Source organism: Burkholderia arboris, assembly GCF_038723655.1.
Lineage (GTDB): Bacteria > Pseudomonadota > Gammaproteobacteria > Burkholderiales > Burkholderiaceae > Burkholderia > Burkholderia arboris.
This window is the reverse complement of record NZ_CP109821.1, coordinates 237319-254078: the sequence shown is the minus strand read 5'-3', so window position 1 is coordinate 254078 and position 16760 is coordinate 237319. Positions and strand designations below refer to the sequence as shown.

The window sequence follows — 16760 nt, the reverse complement described above, 5'->3', positions numbered from 1 at the left end:
TTTTGGGGTAGTGGTAACACTACTGATATGCGCACTTTGGAGCAACCACTCGAATATCGCCGCAAGCCCCGCCGGATAAGGGTTTCCGCTAATTCAGGGCGACCCGCCGAAAGGTCGTTTTAAAAGATTCCCGGGGCATTTCGATTCGGTATTTTGTGCCCGGGATCATTGAATGAAACGCGCGTGACAACACGCGCGTTTCGTCGTCCGATATGAACGATTCAAGCGGCCGTTGCGCGCCATTCGGCATCGAGCGCGGCGACGAGTTGCGACGTCGTCAGCGCATCGCCGCGCCGCCGCGCGAGCGGCGCGCCCTGCCCGGCCCACAGCGACAGGTAGTCGCCGTCGTTCGCACGCGCGGCGGCCTGGCGCAGCGGCTGGGTCAGCGCGTTCTGCACCGGGTACGGTGCGACGTCGGCCACGTGTTGGCCGAGCCGCGCCATCAGCGTGTTGCGCAGCCCGCGCGCATGGCGGCCGGTGATCGCACGCGTGACCTGCGTCGACGTATCGGTGCTCGCGAGCAGGCGCGCCTTCCAGTCTGCCGCGATCGCGCTTTCCGCACAGGTGAGAAACGCGGTGCCGAGCTGGGCGCCCTGCGCGCCGAGCGCGAGCGCGGCCGCGATCCCGCGGCCGTCCATGATGCCGCCCGCGGCGAGCACGGGCAGGCCGGTCGCATCGACGAGCTGCGGCACGAGCGCGAGCGTGCCGATCAGCGCATCGTCGGCGGAACCGATGAACGTGCCGCGATGGCCGCCCGCCTCGGCACCCTGCGCGGACAGCGCGTCGGCGCCGGCCGCCTGCCACGCGAGCCCTTCGGCCACGTGCGTCGCGGTGCCGATCACATAGGTGCCGGCCGCCTTCAGCCGCGCGACGTCGGCCGCGTCGAGCACGCCGAACGTGAAGCTCGCGACCGGCACGCGCAATGCGACGAGTGCATCGAGCTGCGCGCGAAAATCGGGCGCGTAGCGGGCAGGCGCCGTGCCCGGCGGCAAGCCGAGCGCCGCGTTCAGCGGGTCGATCGCCGCCAATGCGCGCGCGACGGTCGCCGCATCGGGCGCGGCGTCCGGCAGCACGAACAGGTTGACCGCGAACGGGCGATCGGTCGCCGCGCGAATGGCGTCGACTTCGGTGGCGAGGCGCTCGGGCGCGAAGGCGGCGGCGCCGAGGCTGCCGAGCGCGCCGGCGTTCGATGCGGCGGCGACCATCGCGGTCGTGGTCGCGCCGACCATCGGCGCCTGCACGAGCGGCAGGCGCAGGCCGAAGCGTTCGGAAAAGGGGGTGGAAAACTGACGGGCAGACATGGCGAATCCTTCGATGACGATGCGCGAAAGCGCTTTGTAAAGGCCAACACATTGACTCTATCGAAGCGGCGCAGCGCCGAAAAATGAATAATCGAGATCGAAACGATCGCTGCGCGAGAAGCGGGCGCGCGCCCTGCATCACCCGACGATTGGTGGCACACTAGGCCGCCCTCTTTCACCCCGGGGTGCGCATCGCGCATCCCGTTCGCCAGGAGTTCAGAACGTGACTGCCCAATGGATCGACATCCCGACCGGTAACGACAGCTTCGGCGGCTATCTCGCGCTGCCCAAGCGCGGCACGGGCCCAGCCGTCATCATCATCCAGGAGATCTTCGGCGTGAACTCGCACATCCGTGCGGTCGCCGACCAGTACGCGTCCGACGGCTTCGTCGCGCTCGCGCCGGACGTGTTCTGGCGCACGCAGCCGCGCGTCGAGCTGACCTACGAAGGCGCGGATCGCGACAAGGGCATCGAACTGATGAAGAAGACCGACGTGGGTCTCGCGGTGGCCGACATCGGCGCGGCAGCCGACGCGTTGCGTGCCCGCCCCGAAGTGGCCGGCAAGGTCGCCGCGATCGGCTACTGCTTCGGCGGCCAGCTCGCGTACCGTGCGGCCGCGACCGGCAAGCTCGACGCGGCGGTGTCCTATTACGGCGGCGGCATCCAGAATGCACTCGACCTCGCCGACAAGGTCACGCAGCCGATCCTGTTCCACTACGCGGAAAACGACCACGGGATCCCGCTCACGGCCGTCGACCAGGTGAAGGCCGCGTTCGCCGGCCACGGCCACGCGTCCTTCCACGTTTATCCGGGCGCCGAGCACGGCTTCAACTGCACGGACCGCGCGTCGTACCACCAGCGCGCAGCGGCGCTCGCACACGGCCGCACGCTGACGTTCCTCGCCGAGCACCTGTAAAAAGCGCCCGGCTGCGGGCCCGGTGCGCCGGGTCCGCGTTATGCTCCCATCATCGCCACGCGTCACAACGGGGGTGACTGCGATGCACTCGGACTATCTCGCGCATGACGCGATCGGCCTCGCGGCGCTCGTGCGCGACCGCCAGGCGAGCCCGCGCGAACTGCTCGACGCCGCGATCGGCCAGGCCGAGGCGGTCAATAGCGCGATCAACGCGATCGTGCTGCAGGACTACGAAGCCGCGCGCCAGCGCGCGACCGCCGCAACGGAATCCGGCGCCGATGCGCCGTTCGCGGGCGTCCCGTATCTCGTCAAGGATCTCGGCGCGGCGGTGGCCGGGCTGCCGCTGTCGATGGGCAGCCGGCACTACCGCTACTTCGTGCCGGCCGACGATTCGCCGGTGATCGCGCGCAGCCGCGCGGCGGGCCTGAACGTGTTCGGCAAGACCAACACGTCGGAAATCGGCCAGATGCCGTACACCGAACCCGAGCTGTTCGGCGCGTGCCGCAACCCGTGGAATCTAGACCACACACCCGGCGGCTCGAGCGGCGGCGCGGCGGCAGCCGTCGCGGCCGGCATCGTGCCGCTCGCGCATGCGTCCGACGGCGGCGGCTCGATCCGCATCCCCGCATCGTGCTGCGGGCTGTTCGGCCTGAAACCGAGCCGCAACCCGGTGCTCGTCGACCTGCCGTCGAACGGCGAGCTCGTCGTCCAGCATGCGGTATCGCGCAGCGTGCGCGACAGCGCGCTGCTGCTCGACGTGACAACCGGCCAGACGCTGCCGCACGGCGCGCCCGGCACGTTCCTCGGCGCACTCGACACGCCGCCCGGCCCGCTGCGGATCGGCCTCGTCGTCGATCCGATGCTCGCGCCGGCACTCGCCGACGACACGCGCGCGGCGCTCGACGATGCGGCCGCACTGCTCGAATCGCTCGGCCATCACGTCGAACCGGCGACGCTGCATGTCGACTACGCGCGCGCGGCCGAAACCTTCCTCACGCTGTGGGCGACGATCGCCGAGGAAATGGTGCTCGGCGCACGCGAACTGACCGGCCGCACGCCGCGACGCGGCGAATTCGAGGCCGCGACCTGGGCAATGGCGGTGGTCGGCCGGCGCCTCGCGCGCACGCGCCTGCCGGACGTACTCGAATGGCAGCGTCAGCTGACCGTGCAGGTTTCCGGCCTCGTGTCGCGCTACGACGCGATCCTGTGCGCGTCGCTCGCGGCGCCGCCGGTGAAGATCGGCGAGCTGCAGCCGACGCCGTTCGAATCCGCGCAGATGAAGCTGCTCGCCGCGTTGCCGGTGAAGCCGCTGCTGAAGGAAATGCTCGCGAGGTCGTCGGAGAAGGCGTTCGCGTGGGCCGGCTGCACCGAGCTGTTCAACCTGACCGGCCAGCCGGCGATGTCGGTGCCGCTCTACTGGAATGCGCGCGGGCTGCCGATCGGCGTGCAGTTCGCTGCGCGTCATGCCGACGAAGCGCTGCTGCTCAGGCTTGCACGGCAGCTCGAACAAGCGCGGCCGTGGTTCGACCGCCGCCCGCCGCTGATGCAGGCGCAGCGCTGACGCGCGCACGCGCCTGCGCCACGCACCACGCACCACGCACCACGCGTCACGCGTCACGCGTCACGATAAAAAAGCCCCGCCGGCGAACCCGGCGGGGCTTTTGCGCATGCAACCGCGTGACCGCGCTTACACGACGAGCCGTTCGCAGATCGTCCGCGTGGCGGTCGCTGCGTTCAGCGTATAGAAGTGCAGACCCGGCACGCCCGCATCGATCAGGCGCTGGCACAGGCCCGTGACGACGTCCGCGCCGAACGCGCGGATCGACTCGCGATCGTCGCCGAAGCTTTCGAGCCGGCGCGCGACCCAGCGCGGCACTTCGGCGCCGCACATCTCGGAGAAGCGCATCAGCTGCGAGAAGTTCGTGATCGGCATGATGCCCGGCACGATCGGCACGTCCACGCCCAGCTTGCGCGCATCGTCGACGAAGCGGAAATACGCGTCCGCGTTGAAGAAATACTGCGTGATCGCGGAATTCGCGCCGGCTTTCACCTTGCGCGCGAAATTCTCGAGATCGGCCTTCGGCGAGCGCGATTGCGGGTGGTACTCCGGATAGCCGGCGACTTCGATGTGGAACCAGTCGCCATGCTCGGCGCGGATGAAGCTGACGAGCTCGGACGCATAGCGCAGCTCGCCCACCTCGCCCATCCCCGACGGCAGGTCGCCGCGCAGCGCGACGATGTGCCGGATGCCGTGCGAGCGATACTGGTCGAGGATCGCACGCAGGCTGTCGCGCGACGAGCCGATGCACGACAGGTGCGGCGCGGCCTCGAGGCCGTCCTTTTGCATGTCGAGCACGGTATCGAGCGTGCCCTGCTGCGTCGAACCGCCGGCGCCGAACGTCACGGAGACGAATTTCGGCTTCAGCGGCAGCAGCTGCGCACGGGTCGCGCGCAGCTTTTCGACACCGTCCGCCGTCTTCGGCGGGAAGAATTCAAACGAGAGTTCGATCGGTTTCATGATTCGATGGGGTTGGGCCTGCGCCCGCCCGCCCTCAGCCGATGTCGCGCTGGCCGAAGATCAGGGCGGACAGCAGCCACGACACGATGCTGTACAGGATCGAACCGAAGAACGCGGACCAGAACCCCGACACCTCGAAGCCCTTCAGCAGCGACGACGCGAACCAGAAGCACAACGCGTTCACGACGAGGATGAACACCCCGAGCGTGACGATCGTGACGGGCAGCGTCAGCAGGATCAGCACCGGGCGGATCACCGTGTTGATCAGCCCGAGCACGACCGCGATGATCAGCGCGGTGCCGAAGCTCTTGATGTGGATCGACGGCACGAGGTACGTGATGATCAGCAGCGCGAGCGCGTTGATGACCCAGGTGAGGATGACGCTCATGGAGTGCTCCGGTTCGGTGGTCGATCGGTACGATCAATCGCCGCCGCCGCGCCGCACGCCCCGCAGCGGGGCGTGCACGGCACGGCGGCGGCCGTACATCAGTAGCGGTAGTGGTTCGGCTTGAACGGGCCGTCCTTCTGCACGCCGATGTACGAAGCCTGCTCGTCCGACAGCACGGACAGGTTCGCGCCGATGCGCGCGAGGTGCAGGCGCGCGACCTTTTCATCGAGATGCTTCGGCAGCACGTACACCTTGTTCTCGTACTCGTTGCCGCGCACGAACAGCTCGATCTGCGCGAGCGTCTGGTTCGCGAACGAGTTCGACATCACGAACGACGGGTGGCCGGTCGCGCAGCCGAGGTTCACGAGGCGGCCTTCCGCCAGCAGGATCACGCGCTTGCCGTCCGGGAAAATGATGTGGTCGACCTGCGGCTTGATGTTTTCCCACTGGTACTGGCGAGTCGACGCAACGTCGATTTCCGAATCGAAGTGACCGATGTTGCAGACGATCGCGTTGTGGCGCATCGCCTTCATGTGGTCATGGCCGATCACGTGGAAGTTGCCGGTGGCCGTCACGAAGATGTCGGCCTTGTCGGCTGCGTATTCCATCGTCACGACGCGGTAGCCTTCCATCGCCGCCTGCAGCGCGCAGATCGGATCGATTTCGGTGACCCACACGGTCGCGCCGAGGCCGCGCAGCGACTGCGCGCAGCCCTTGCCCACGTCGCCGTAGCCCGCGACGACCGCGACCTTGCCCGCGATCATCACGTCGGTCGCGCGCTTGATGCCGTCGACCAGCGACTCGCGGCAGCCGTACAGGTTGTCGAACTTCGACTTCGTGACCGAATCGTTCACGTTGAACGCCGGGAACGGCAGGCGGCCGTCCTTTTCCATCTGGTACAGGCGGTGCACGCCGGTCGTGGTTTCCTCGGTCACGCCCTTGATGTGCGCGAGGCGCTTCGAGTACCAGGTCGCGTCGATGTCGAGGTGCTTCGCGATCGACTTGTACAGCGCGACTTCTTCCTCGTTGGTCGGCTTCGCGATCACCGAACGGTCCTTCTCGGCCTTCGAGCCGAGGATCAGCAGCAGCGTTGCGTCGCCGCCGTCGTCCAGGATCATGTTCGCGAATTCGCCGTTCGGCCATTCGAAGATGCGGTGCGAGAACTCCCAGTATTCGTCGAGCGATTCGCCCTTGAACGCGAACACCGGCGTGCCGGCTTCGACGATCGCGGCCGCAGCGTGATCCTGCGTCGAGAAGATGTTGCACGACGCCCAGCGGACGTCCGCGCCGAGCGCCTTCAGCGTCTCGATCAGCACGCCCGTCTGGATCGTCATGTGCAGCGAACCGGCAATGCGCGCACCCTTCAGCGGCTGCTCTGCCTTGTATTCGTCGCGGATCTGCACGAGGCCCGGCATTTCGGTCTCGGCGATGTTGAGTTCCTTGCGGCCCCAGCCGGCCAGCGCCATGTCGGCGACGACGTAATCGTGGGAAGCCTTGGAATCGATAATGGCGTTCATCACGCCCTCCTTTCTAAAAAGTTTCTAGATTGGTGACGTGAGCGCCGTTCAGGAAGCGGGGCCGGCGCGACATCGCCGCACGGCTGCTTGGTGAAGCCTTCCGAGCCTGGCGGACACAGATGTCCGTCGCAACGCTCCTCGGAAAACGGAGGGGATTGTAGCAAATCGGCGCGCGGAATGCGCAAGCACCGCGCAACCCTGGCACGAGCGCGCGGCGTCGGCGCGCGCGGCCGTCAGCAAAGGGTCAGGATTCCGCGCCGACCCACGCCTGTTCGCGCAGCCGCGCACGCAGGCGCGCGACGGCCTGGCTGTGCAGCTGGCACACGCGCGACTCGCTCACTTCGAGCACCGCGCCGATCTCGCGCAGATTCAGACCCCGTTCGTAGTACAGCGACATCAGCAGCTTCTCGCGCTCCGGCAGCCGCTCGATCGCCTCGACGAGGGCCTCGCGCAGGTGCTCGTCGAGCAGCGCCGACAGCGGATCGGCGTGATCGACACGATAACGGTCGAGGAACGGCTCGTCGTCGGCCGCGCGGTCGAAATCCTCGTAGTAGATGAGCTGGCTACCGTGCAGGTCCTGCAGCATCCCCTGGTATTCGTCGAGCGGCATGTTCAGGTGTTCCGCGATCTCGGTCTCGCTCGCCGAGCGGCCGAGATGCTGCTCGACCTGGTGCACCGCGTGCTCGACCTCGCGCGACGTCTTGCGCAGGCTGCGCGGCAGCCAGTCGTTGCTGCGCAGCTCGTCGAGCATCGCGCCGCGGATGCGCTGCGTCGCGTAGGTCTCGAACTGCGCGCCCTGGTCTTCCTTGTAGCGGCCGGCCGCGTCCATCAGGCCGATCATGCCAGCCTGGATCAGGTCGTCGAGATCGACGCTCGCCGGCATCTTCGCGACGAGCTGCAGCCCGAGGCGGCGCACGAGCGGCGCGTATTGCGCGAGCACGTCGGCCTGGGACATCTTTCCTTGAGCGTTGTACATCATGGCTCTCTCCTTAGGCGCTCACGCGGCGTGTGCCGCGCCCGCCTCATACGACGGCTTGCCACCCGCGTGGACGGCGCGACCCGCACCCGAACGCGGGCGCATCGGCCAGTACAGCAGGTCCGCGGCAATCTGCCGGTAGTCGCGCGCGGCGGCCGACGACGGGAACGCATCGACCACCGCATGCGTCAGTTCGCGCGCATGCTCGACGAGCGGATCGGCGCTCACGCAACCCGCGTCGGCGATCGACACGGTCAGGTAGCGGCTCGCGACGCCCGCGAGGTTGTCGAAGGCGGTCTTCGCGTCCGCATGGCTGCCGACGTGATTGGTCAGCACGCGGAACTGCGCGAACGCATGCGCGAAATGCAGCCGCTTCATGCACGCGTACGCCTCGGTGATCGCCTGCGCGGCGACCCGCGTGACGACCAGCACGTCGTGCGCTTCGCGGGCGAGCGCCGAGAACGAACCGTCGGCGCCGAGCTGCGCGTCGACGAGGACGATATCGGCCGGGCCGTCGATGAAATCGCTCAGCTGCGCGTCGCTGTAGCCGGCCCGCGCGAGCCGCGCGGCGGCGCACAGGCCGAAGCCGGCCGCCACCCGCGTGCGCTCGCCGTCGCGCAGCCATGCGCCGGCCAGCGTCGCGCTGGCCGAGTGCACGTCGGCACGTTCGTCGACGACGAGCACGTCCTTGCCGAGCGATGCGAGCGCCGCCGCGAGGTTCACGATGGTGGACGTGCAGCCGACACCCGCCGGCCCGCCCGTCACCGCGACGATGCGCGACGCGCGCCCGGCGAGCAGGCGCCGCAGCCCTTCGGCCTGATCGATGATCCGTTTATCCAAATCGCACCTCGTGCAGCTCGGCAGTGGAACGTGCGGTCAATGCGGACAGCAGCGTCGGCATGTCCTCGTCCTGCGGCACGAAGGGCGAGCCGTCGCGCGGCACACAGAACGCGCTCTTCAGCAGGAATTTGGTCGACGCGACGTACAGGTTCTCCGGCACCTTCTGGCCGGTCGACACGTAGTGGATCGGCAGCTTGTAGCGGATCACCGTATCGAGCACGCCGCCGAGGTGGGTCGCCTCGTCGAGCTTCGTGAGGATGCAGCCGGCGAGGTCCGGGGATGCCGCATGCGGATGCTCGCCCGCGCTGCGGTACGCCTGCACGACTTCGTTGAGCGTGTCGCCGTGGCTCGTCGCGTTCAGCAGCAGCAGGCGCTGCACCGGAGTGTTCGCGCCGTGCAGCATCGCGATCTGGTCGGACACCGCGCGATCGCGCTGGCTCATCCCGATCGTGTCGATCAGCACGATGTGCTTGTTGCGCAGTTCGGACAGCGCGAGCGCGAGATCGCCCGCATCCTTCACCGCGTGGACCGGAACGCCGAGGATCTTGCCGAAGATGCGCAGCTGCTCGTGGCCGCCGATCCGGTAGCTGTCGGTGGTCAGCAGCGCGACCTTGCTCGCGCCGAAGCGCATCACGCAGCGCGCGGCCAGCTTCGCCGTGGTCGTCGTCTTGCCGACGCCCGTCGGCCCCATCAGCGCGAACACGCCGCCGCGCTCCATCAGCGCATCCTCGCTGTCGAGCACCGGCAGGTTCGACGCGAGCACCGACTGCGCCCATTCGGCAGCCTGCTCGAAAGTCTGCGCGCCGTCGCCGGACGGCAGGTTGTCGACCAGCATCCGCACGAGCTGCGCGGAGAAGCCGGCCGCAAACAGGTGCTTCGTCAGCGCGCCATGCACGGCGCTGCGACGCTGGCGGTCGTGCCACCTCAGGCTGTCGAACTGCTCTTCCATCATCCCGCGCAGCGCGCCGAGCTCCTGCATCACCGTGTCGTTGACGATCCGCTCGATGCGCGACTTCACCGCATCGGCCACCGCGGCGGCCGCATCGGCGGACAGGCGCGCGCGTTCGGCCGCCTTGGCAGCGGACGTGGCGCCCGTGTCGGGCGTGCGAGTCGCGGCGGCCGGGATCCGGCGCTCGGCGTCGCGCACGATGTCGCGCGCCCAGTCGGGCGGCGTCGTGCTGGCGGCGGCCTGCGGCGCGGGTGCGGGCTGCGGCGCGGCAGGCGCCTGCGCACGCGCGATCAGCGCGTCGCGCTGCTGCGTCAGGCGCTTCGCGTGCTCGACCAGCCACGGCGCGGGTTCGGAAGCGGCGGCCGGCGCTCCGGCGGCCGGCGCGGCGATCGACGGCGATGCCGCGTCCGCGTCGGGCAGCGAAGGATGCACGTCCAGCTCTTCCGCGTCAGCGCTCGCGCCGAACACGGACGAGAACACGTCCGGCAGCCCGCCTTCGCCGGCCGCGTACGGATTGATGGCCGGGCGAGCCGGGACGGCGCCCGGGCGCGACACGATGCCCGGCACGGCGGCCGCCGGCACGGATTCCGGCAGGCGCGGCGTGGCGAGGCGCGGGCGGGCGGCGGGGGGCGCCACCGCGGCGAGGTCCGAATCGGCGAGTGCAACGATTTCGACGCTGCCGTCATCGAGCGTGCGGTTCGACAGCACGACCGCGTCGGCGCCGAGTGCCTCGCGCACGAGACGAAGTGCGTCGCGGCTCGTTGCGCCGGTGAATTTGCGAATGTTCAAGCGGAACCCCCGATGACGTTAACGACTTTGATCGTGCGTGTGTCCGGCACTTCGGCATACGACAGCACTTTCAATTGCGGCAGGCTGCGGCGCAGGAAACGCGCGAGCATCGCGCGCAGCGCGTGCTGCACGAGCAGCACGGGCGGCAGCCCAAGATTTTGTTGACGCAGCATCGCTTGCTGCGTGCCGGTCAGAAGGTTGTGCGCGAGGCCGGGTTCGAGGCCCGGGTTCGCGCCGGTGGCGAGCGCCTGCGACAGCACGCGTTCCAGATTCGCGTCGAGGCCCATCACCTGCATTTCGCCGGCGCCCGGATACCACTGCTGCGTGATCGCACGGCCGAGCGCGAGCCGCACGGCGGCCGTGATCTCGAACGCATCGCCGCGGCCCGCATGCTCGGACACGGCCTCGAGAATCGTGCGCATGTCGCGGATCGGCACGCCTTCCTCGAGCAGGTTCTGCAGCACCTTCTGCAGCGTCGTCAGCGAGATCGTCTTCGGCACGAGGTCCTCGACGAGCGACGGTGCGTCCTTGCCGGTGCGCTCGACGAGCGCCTGCACTTCCTGGCGGCCGAGCAGCTCGGCCGCGTGCTGGACGACGAGATGGTTCAGGTGCGTCGCGACGACCGTGCTCGCGTCGACCACCGTGTAGCCGTACACCTGCGCCTGCTCGCGCAGCGCGACGTCGATCCACACGGCCGGCAGCCCGAACGCGGGATCCTGCGTGACGGCGCCCGGCAGCGCGGCCGTCACCTGGCCCGGGTTGATCGCGAGCCACTGGCCCGGGAACACTTCGCCGACGCCGATCTCGACGCCCTTCAGCGCGATCCGGTATGCGTTCGGCCGCAGTTCGAGGTTGTCGCGGATATGGATCACCGGCGGCAGGAAGCCGATTTCCTGCGCGAATTTCTTGCGGATGCTCTTGATCCGCTTGAGCAGCTCGCCGTCGCTGTTCTTGTCGACGAGCGGGATCAGCCGGTAGCCGACTTCGAGGCCGAGCGGGTCGATCAGCTGCACGTCGTCCCAGGTCGCCTCGTGGCTGTCGGACGGCAGCACGGCGGGCGGTGCGATGTCGCTCACGTCGCCGGCCGCCTTGCGGGCCGCCGCGCGCTTGGTCTGCGTGCGGGCCAGCCAGATCGCGCCGCCGCCGAGCCCGAGGAACGCGAAATGCGGCATCCCGGGGATCAGCCCCATGATCACGATGATCACGCCGGTGATCGCCAGCACGCGCGGGTTCGTGAACAGCTGGCCGGTGATCTGCGTGCCGATGTCCTCGTCGGTCGCGACGCGCGACACGATCACGCCGGCCGCGGTCGAGATCACGAGCGACGGGATCTGTGCGACGAGGCCGTCGCCGATCGTCAGCAGCGTGTAGTTCGTGCCGGCCGCCGCGAAGCTCATGTCGTGCTGGACCATCCCGACGATCAGCCCGCCGATCACGTTGATCGCCATGATGATCAGGCCGGCGATCGCGTCGCCGCGCACGAACTTCGACGCGCCGTCCATCGACCCGTAGAACTCGGCCTCCTGCGACACGGCCTGGCGGCGCTTGCGGGCCTGTTCCTCGTTGATGAGGCCCGCGTTCAGGTCGGCGTCGATCGCCATCTGCTTGCCGGGCATCGCATCGAGCGTGAAGCGCGCGGACACTTCGGCGATCCGCCCCGCGCCCTTCGTGATCACCATGAAGTTGATGATCATCAGGATCACGAACACGACGATGCCGACCGCGAAGTTGCCGCCGACGAGGAAGTGGCCGAACGCCTCGATCACCTGGCCGGCCGCATCGGGGCCCGTGTGGCCTTCGAGCAGCACGACGCGCGTCGACGCGACGTTCAGCGACAGGCGCAGCAGCGTCGAGAACAGCAGCACGCTCGGGAACGCCGCGAAGTCGAGCGGCTTCATCGTGTACATGCTGACGAGCAGCACCATCACCGACAGCGCGATGTTGAACGTGAACAACAGATCCAGCAGCAGCGGCGGCAGCGGCAGGATCATCATCCCCAGGATCATGCAGATGAGGATCGGGCCCGCGAGCGCGCGCAGGTTCGTGCCTGCCAGCAGGTTCGGGCGCTTCGCGAACAGGCCGGTCGGGGTGCTCATGCCGCCTCCCGCCGGGCCGACCCAAGGGGCGTAGCGGGGAATTCGCGGAGCATCGCTCCGCGCCCGCGCAGCCGGCCGGCTTTGCAAAGCCGGCCGTGGACGGCAGCCGCCCCCTCGGACAGCCGCGAACGTGTCGATCCGGCGTAGCGCTTCAGCGCGTACTCCGGTCCCATGCCAAGCATGTGAGCGTGGGGGCTAATCACCGGGAGGCTCCTTGCTTGCCGAGCGTGTCTTCGGCTTCTTCGCGTTCGTCTTCGGCGGCCACCGACGTGCCCTTGTCGAGTTCGGCCGGCACGTCGAGATCGACCGGCACCGCCGGGAACGCGCCGCCTTCCGAACGGAAGCGCTTGAGCTGGTAGACCCACGCGAGCACTTCGGCGACGGCCGAGTACAGCGTGCCGGGGATCTCGCGCTCGAGTTCGACGTTGTGATACAGCGCACGCGCGAGCGGCGGCGCTTCGAGCAGCGGCACGTTGTGTTCGGCCGCGAGTTCGCGGATGCGCGCGGCGACGAGGTTCACGCCCTTCGCGACGACCTTCGGCGCGCGCATCTCGCCGTCCGTGTATTGCAGCGCGACGGCGAAGTGCGTCGGGTTCGTGACGACCACGTCGGCCTTCGGCACGGCCGCCATCATCCGGCGGCGCGCGATCGCGCGCTGCTGCTGGCGGATCCGTCCCTTTACGTGCGGATCGCCTTCGTTCTCGCGATGCTCGCGCTTCACTTCTTCCTTCGTCATGCGCAACTTCTTGTTGTACTGCCAGATTTGGTAAGGCACATCGAGCGCGGCGACCACCAGCATCCCGGCGACCGTCGTGCCGCAGCACACGGCGACCAGATGCAGCGCATCGGGCAGCGCGGCGCCGAGCGGCTGCGTCGCGAGGCCGAGCAGTTCGTCCTTGCTGCGCCAGATCGCGATGCCGCCGACCAGACCGACGACCAGCGTCTTCGCGAGCGCCATCCCGAGCTGGATCGGCCCCTGGATCGAGAAGATCCGGCCGAGCCCCGAGATCGGGTTCAGGCGGTCGAACTTCAGCTCGAACGTCTTTTGCGAAATCAGCCAGCCGCCAAGCGCCATCGGCGCGAGCAGGGCGGCGACGCCGGTGAGCGCGAGAATCGGCATCAGCGCGGCGAAGCCTTCGAGGCTCGCGCTGCCGGCGGCCGACAGCATCCGGTTCGTGTCGAACGCGGTCGCACGATCGAACGTGAACGCGCCGCGCAGCATCGCCTGCAGATGTGCGCCCGACGGGCCCGCGAGCAGCCATGCGCCGTAGAACCCGGCCGCGAGCAGCGCGAACGAAGCCAGCTCGCGCGAACGCGCGACCTGCCCCTCCTCGCGCGCCTTCTCGCGGCGCCTGGGAGTGGCGGCTTCGGTCTTGTCGAGATCGCTCTCGTCTGCCACGGGGCCTCCAGTCGGGTACGGCGGAATGCCGCTTTCCAGTGACACCGATTATTCATGGAGGCGTCAAACGCCGATCGGTCGAGCAAAGCCGGGAAAGGGGGGTATTTCGGGGAATCGGGCGAGCCGCCGCAAACGCGGCTGGATCGGGGGCGGAACGACGCGCGGCGCGGCGGAAAAACGTGCCGGTCGGCGCAATGGCGAGGTGTCGGTCCCGGGCGGGACGGCGACGGCGGGAGGCGGAGAAACGGTGAAACGACAGGCGGGACGTTCAGGCCCCGGCGCGACGGCCGCGCGCCGGGGCAGGCGTCGGTCAGGCCGCCGGGATCGGATCCGCGCCGAAGCGGTTCGGGCCTTCGGTGCCGCGCGAGCACATCCACACGAGCAGCAGGATGCCGCCGACGATCGGAATCAGCGCAATCAGCAGGAACCAGCCCGAGCGGCCCGTATCGTGCAGGCGGCGGACGCTGACCGCGATGCCCGGAATGAGCAGCGCCAGCGAAACCAGGCAGAGGATGCCGAGCAGCAGCAGCGTGATCAGCCCCCCATCACGGCCACCCGCGCCGATGACCTGGGCCACGATCGAAAGAATGACGCTCAGCAGCGTGAAATACCAGTATTCGGCACGACGCGCACGGCCTTCGAATGTCGCGTATTTATTGAGTACGGTACGAACGGCTTCGGAAAAACCCATCTTATTACCCTCCTGTTTTATATTGGCACCCCGGAAACAACGCCGGAATTATATGTTTGAATTTCCCCGGATTCCAATTCTTTTCGCGTGCGGGCCGACGCGCGAGGCCGTTCGCACGGCACGCCGGCGCGACGCGGGAAAGACTGCTGCAGCATAATGCAGCGCTGCAGGCTTGCATGCCACGTCATTTTAATAATCTTGAAGACCTGACAGAAACCGCGACCTCGATAATCCAGCGTTTGATTACAACCGAATGAAAACCGGCACCGGCGATAATCGCCGCGAGCGCACGGCATTCGATTAACTGGCCGGCAATGCGGCAATGCGCCCATGCGCGCGGCGCGCCACCCTGCGCCATTCCCGATCGCCACCGGATCCCGCGCGGCTCCGTCGTTCGCCCGTTCCGCTGGGCCGAGACGCGCGGCGAACCGCCGGAACGGGTTCGCGCGGCCTGACGCGCGCCGGCCAGCCCCGGCCGGCGCCTAGCCGGCCGCCGCCCGCTGCAGTGCGGCGAGATCGAGCTTCTTCATCGTCATGACCTGCGCCATCACGCGCTCGGCGCGCGCCGCGTCGCCGGTCATCAGTTCGGCCATCTGCGCGGGCACGACCTGCCACGACACGCCGAAACGGTCGCGCAGCCAGCCGCACTGCTGCGCGCGCTCGTCGCCGCCTTCGGACAGGCGCGCCCAGTAGCGGTCGATCTCGTCCTGGTCGCGGCAGTTGACGACGAACGAGACGGCCGGCGTGATCTGGAACACCGGGCCACCGTTCAGCGCGACGAACGCCTGCCCGTCAAGCTCGAACGCGACGGTCATCACCGCGCCCTCGGCGTTCCCGGACGCATGCGCGCCGGCCTTGCCGTAGCGCGCCACGTGCACGATGCGTGCGTTGTCGAACACCGACACGTAGAAACCGGCCGCGGCCTCGGCGTCGCTGTCGAACCACAGGAACGGCGTGATGCGTTGTATGCGCGGGCTCATGGCGCTGTCTCCTCGATATCGTGCCGGCACCGGTGCCGGTCTTACATCGTAGGCGCTGCGCCGGCGCATGGCGGCAATCCGCTCGAGGCGCACGCACGGCGGCCGGATAAAAAAAGGGGGCGATCGATCGCCCCCTTTGTTCCTGCCTGCGGCCGCGCCGCGTCGTCAGAACGCGACGAACGGCTGTGCACCGCCGCTCGCGGTCTTGTCCATCCCGAAGTAGATCGTCTTGCCGTAGAAGTGCGGCATGCCGATGTCGAGCCAGCTCGACGAACCGAACGGGCCCGCGATGTTGCTGAACGCGAACGTCGACGGGTTCGAGAACAGCGAATCGGCGTTCGCGACCGGCATCGATACGACGCCCGACACGCCGTTCTGGCCGCTCAGCGTCGCCGAATAGGTCGTCGCGGACGCCGGGCAGTAGAACTCCGTGTTCCGCGAACAGACCGTCTGCGCCGAATCGTTGAAGAAATACGCGTTCGAGCCCGTATCGAAGAACGCGGTCACGTTGCGCCCCTGGAACGTCGCGCTGACGTCGCCCGTCGTGGTCGACGTCATCACCGTCTTCCCGCTCAGGTTCGGCAGACCGAACGTCAGCGTGCCGGTCGCATTCGCCTGCCCATTGGGCGAAATGTCAGGCATCTGCACGCTCACGCCGTCGCTGTTCGCCAAACGATGCACCGGGTTGGCCACCTGCTGCGCCAGCGGCACGAGCGTGACGGCGCAATTCGCGTTGCTGCCGTTCGGGCACGCATAGTAGTTGTTGCTCGACGACGTCGACGTCGCGCAGGTCGTGCCGCAGTCGTACGGTGCCGGCCCGATGCCGAGGATCCCGTTCGCGCCGAGCGCGCTCGCCGAGTTGGCCGACGCGCCGCCGTTCGTGCACGAGCTCGGCACGTTCGTCGTCCCGAGGTCGCCGATGATCTGCACGGGCAGCGACGTCGCCTGCTCGGTGCCGATCGACAGATCGACCGTGCGCACCGACCCCCACGTGTAGCTCGACACGAACTTGCCGCACTCGGCCACCGGTGCGCCGCCGCTCGTCACCTGCGGCAGGTTGCCGAGCACGCCCGACACCGCGCTGCCGACGAGCCGCAGCCCGTACGACGCGGTATCGACGAGCACGTTGCTGACCACCTGGCAGTTCGACGTGCCCGGCGCGCAGACCTTCACGCTGATGGTCGGGATGTTGATCACGTTCGCGACGCCGGTGCCGACCGTGATGACGGCCGTGTTCCCGCTGTTGCCGTCGGATCCGCTGTTGCCGTTGTTGCCCGAGTTGTTGTTGTTGCCGCTGCCGCCGTCGCCGCCGCCGCAGGCCGTCACGAGCACGGCCGTCGCCGCTGCGAGGCCCAGCACGCCGAGCCAGCGCTTGAATGTACGATGAATGCTCAAGATCG

At 68.3% G+C, this 16760-nt stretch carries 15 protein-coding genes and 1 riboswitch; of the genes, 2 read left to right on the top strand and 13 right to left on the bottom strand.

Features of this window, described 5'->3' with window-relative positions:
- Positions 1-221: 221 nt before the first annotated feature.
- Complete coding sequence (locus OHZ10_RS01175) at positions 222-1301, bottom strand: nitronate monooxygenase (RefSeq protein ID WP_342703401.1); 1080 nt, start codon at positions 1299-1301, stop codon at positions 222-224.
- 223 nt (positions 1302-1524) lie between these two features.
- On the opposite strand from OHZ10_RS01175, the gene OHZ10_RS01170 reads away from it, so the two are divergent.
- Complete coding sequence (locus OHZ10_RS01170) at positions 1525-2217, top strand: dienelactone hydrolase family protein (RefSeq protein WP_059232683.1); 693 nt, start codon at positions 1525-1527, stop codon at positions 2215-2217.
- Positions 2218-2299: 82 nt separating this feature from the next.
- On the top strand, positions 2300-3778 hold the full coding sequence (locus OHZ10_RS01165) for an amidase (RefSeq protein WP_174994495.1): 1479 nt from the start codon (positions 2300-2302) through the stop codon (positions 3776-3778).
- A 126-nt stretch (positions 3779-3904) separates the two neighbouring features.
- Here OHZ10_RS01165 and metF read toward each other — a convergent pair whose 3' ends face one another.
- The 12 genes from metF to OHZ10_RS01105 form a co-directional block, all read right to left on the bottom strand.
- Positions 3905-4735, bottom strand: coding sequence for a methylenetetrahydrofolate reductase [NAD(P)H] (gene metF, locus OHZ10_RS01160; RefSeq protein WP_059232685.1), 831 nt, complete (start codon positions 4733-4735; stop codon positions 3905-3907).
- Between the two features lie 34 nt (positions 4736-4769).
- Positions 4770-5123, bottom strand: coding sequence for a phage holin family protein (locus OHZ10_RS01155; protein ID WP_006477367.1), 354 nt, complete (start codon positions 5121-5123; stop codon positions 4770-4772).
- 98 nt (positions 5124-5221) lie between these two features.
- On the bottom strand, positions 5222-6640 hold the full coding sequence (ahcY, locus tag OHZ10_RS01150) for an adenosylhomocysteinase (protein WP_059232686.1): 1419 nt from the start codon (positions 6638-6640) through the stop codon (positions 5222-5224).
- Positions 6641-6672: 32 nt separating this feature from the next.
- A riboswitch (S-adenosyl-L-homocysteine riboswitch) is annotated at positions 6673-6786 on the bottom strand.
- 98 nt (positions 6787-6884) lie between these two features.
- A complete protein-coding gene (locus tag OHZ10_RS01145; RefSeq protein WP_059232687.1) occupies positions 6885-7619 on the bottom strand; it encodes an RNA polymerase sigma factor FliA in 735 nt (244 codons plus the stop codon).
- Positions 7620-7637: 18 nt separating this feature from the next.
- Positions 7638-8456 carry a flagellar biosynthesis protein FlhG gene (locus tag OHZ10_RS01140; RefSeq protein WP_059232688.1) on the bottom strand — a complete coding sequence of 273 codons (819 nt, stop codon included), beginning with the start codon at positions 8454-8456 and terminating at the stop codon, positions 7638-7640.
- Positions 8449-10194: a flagellar biosynthesis protein FlhF gene (gene flhF, locus OHZ10_RS01135; RefSeq protein WP_342703399.1), complete on the bottom strand. Its 1746-nt coding sequence runs from the start codon at positions 10192-10194 to the stop codon at positions 8449-8451. The genes OHZ10_RS01140 and flhF overlap by 8 nt, the downstream gene beginning before the upstream one ends.
- On the bottom strand, positions 10191-12290 hold the full coding sequence (gene flhA, locus OHZ10_RS01130; protein ID WP_059232690.1) for a flagellar biosynthesis protein FlhA: 2100 nt from the start codon (positions 12288-12290) through the stop codon (positions 10191-10193). The genes flhF and flhA overlap by 4 nt, the downstream gene beginning before the upstream one ends.
- A 199-nt stretch (positions 12291-12489) precedes the next feature.
- Positions 12490-13689 carry a flagellar biosynthesis protein FlhB gene (gene flhB / locus OHZ10_RS01125; RefSeq protein WP_342703398.1) on the bottom strand — a complete coding sequence of 400 codons (1200 nt, stop codon included), beginning with the start codon at positions 13687-13689 and terminating at the stop codon, positions 12490-12492.
- Between the two features lie 310 nt (positions 13690-13999).
- Positions 14000-14380 (bottom strand): DUF805 domain-containing protein, encoded by a 381-nt coding sequence (locus OHZ10_RS01120; RefSeq protein WP_059232692.1) that lies wholly within the window; start codon positions 14378-14380, stop codon positions 14000-14002.
- Positions 14381-14564: 184 nt separating this feature from the next.
- The gene (locus OHZ10_RS01115) at positions 14565-14738 is read right to left on the bottom strand and encodes a hypothetical protein (protein ID WP_155627095.1); all 174 of its coding nucleotides are present in this window, start codon (positions 14736-14738) and stop codon (positions 14565-14567) included.
- A 124-nt stretch (positions 14739-14862) separates the two neighbouring features.
- Positions 14863-15360 carry a VOC family protein gene (locus OHZ10_RS01110; protein WP_059232693.1) on the bottom strand — a complete coding sequence of 166 codons (498 nt, stop codon included), beginning with the start codon at positions 15358-15360 and terminating at the stop codon, positions 14863-14865.
- Between the two features lie 165 nt (positions 15361-15525).
- A complete protein-coding gene (locus OHZ10_RS01105; protein WP_342703397.1) occupies positions 15526-16755 on the bottom strand; it encodes a DUF3443 family protein in 1230 nt (409 codons plus the stop codon).
- Positions 16756-16760 lie beyond the last annotated feature (5 nt).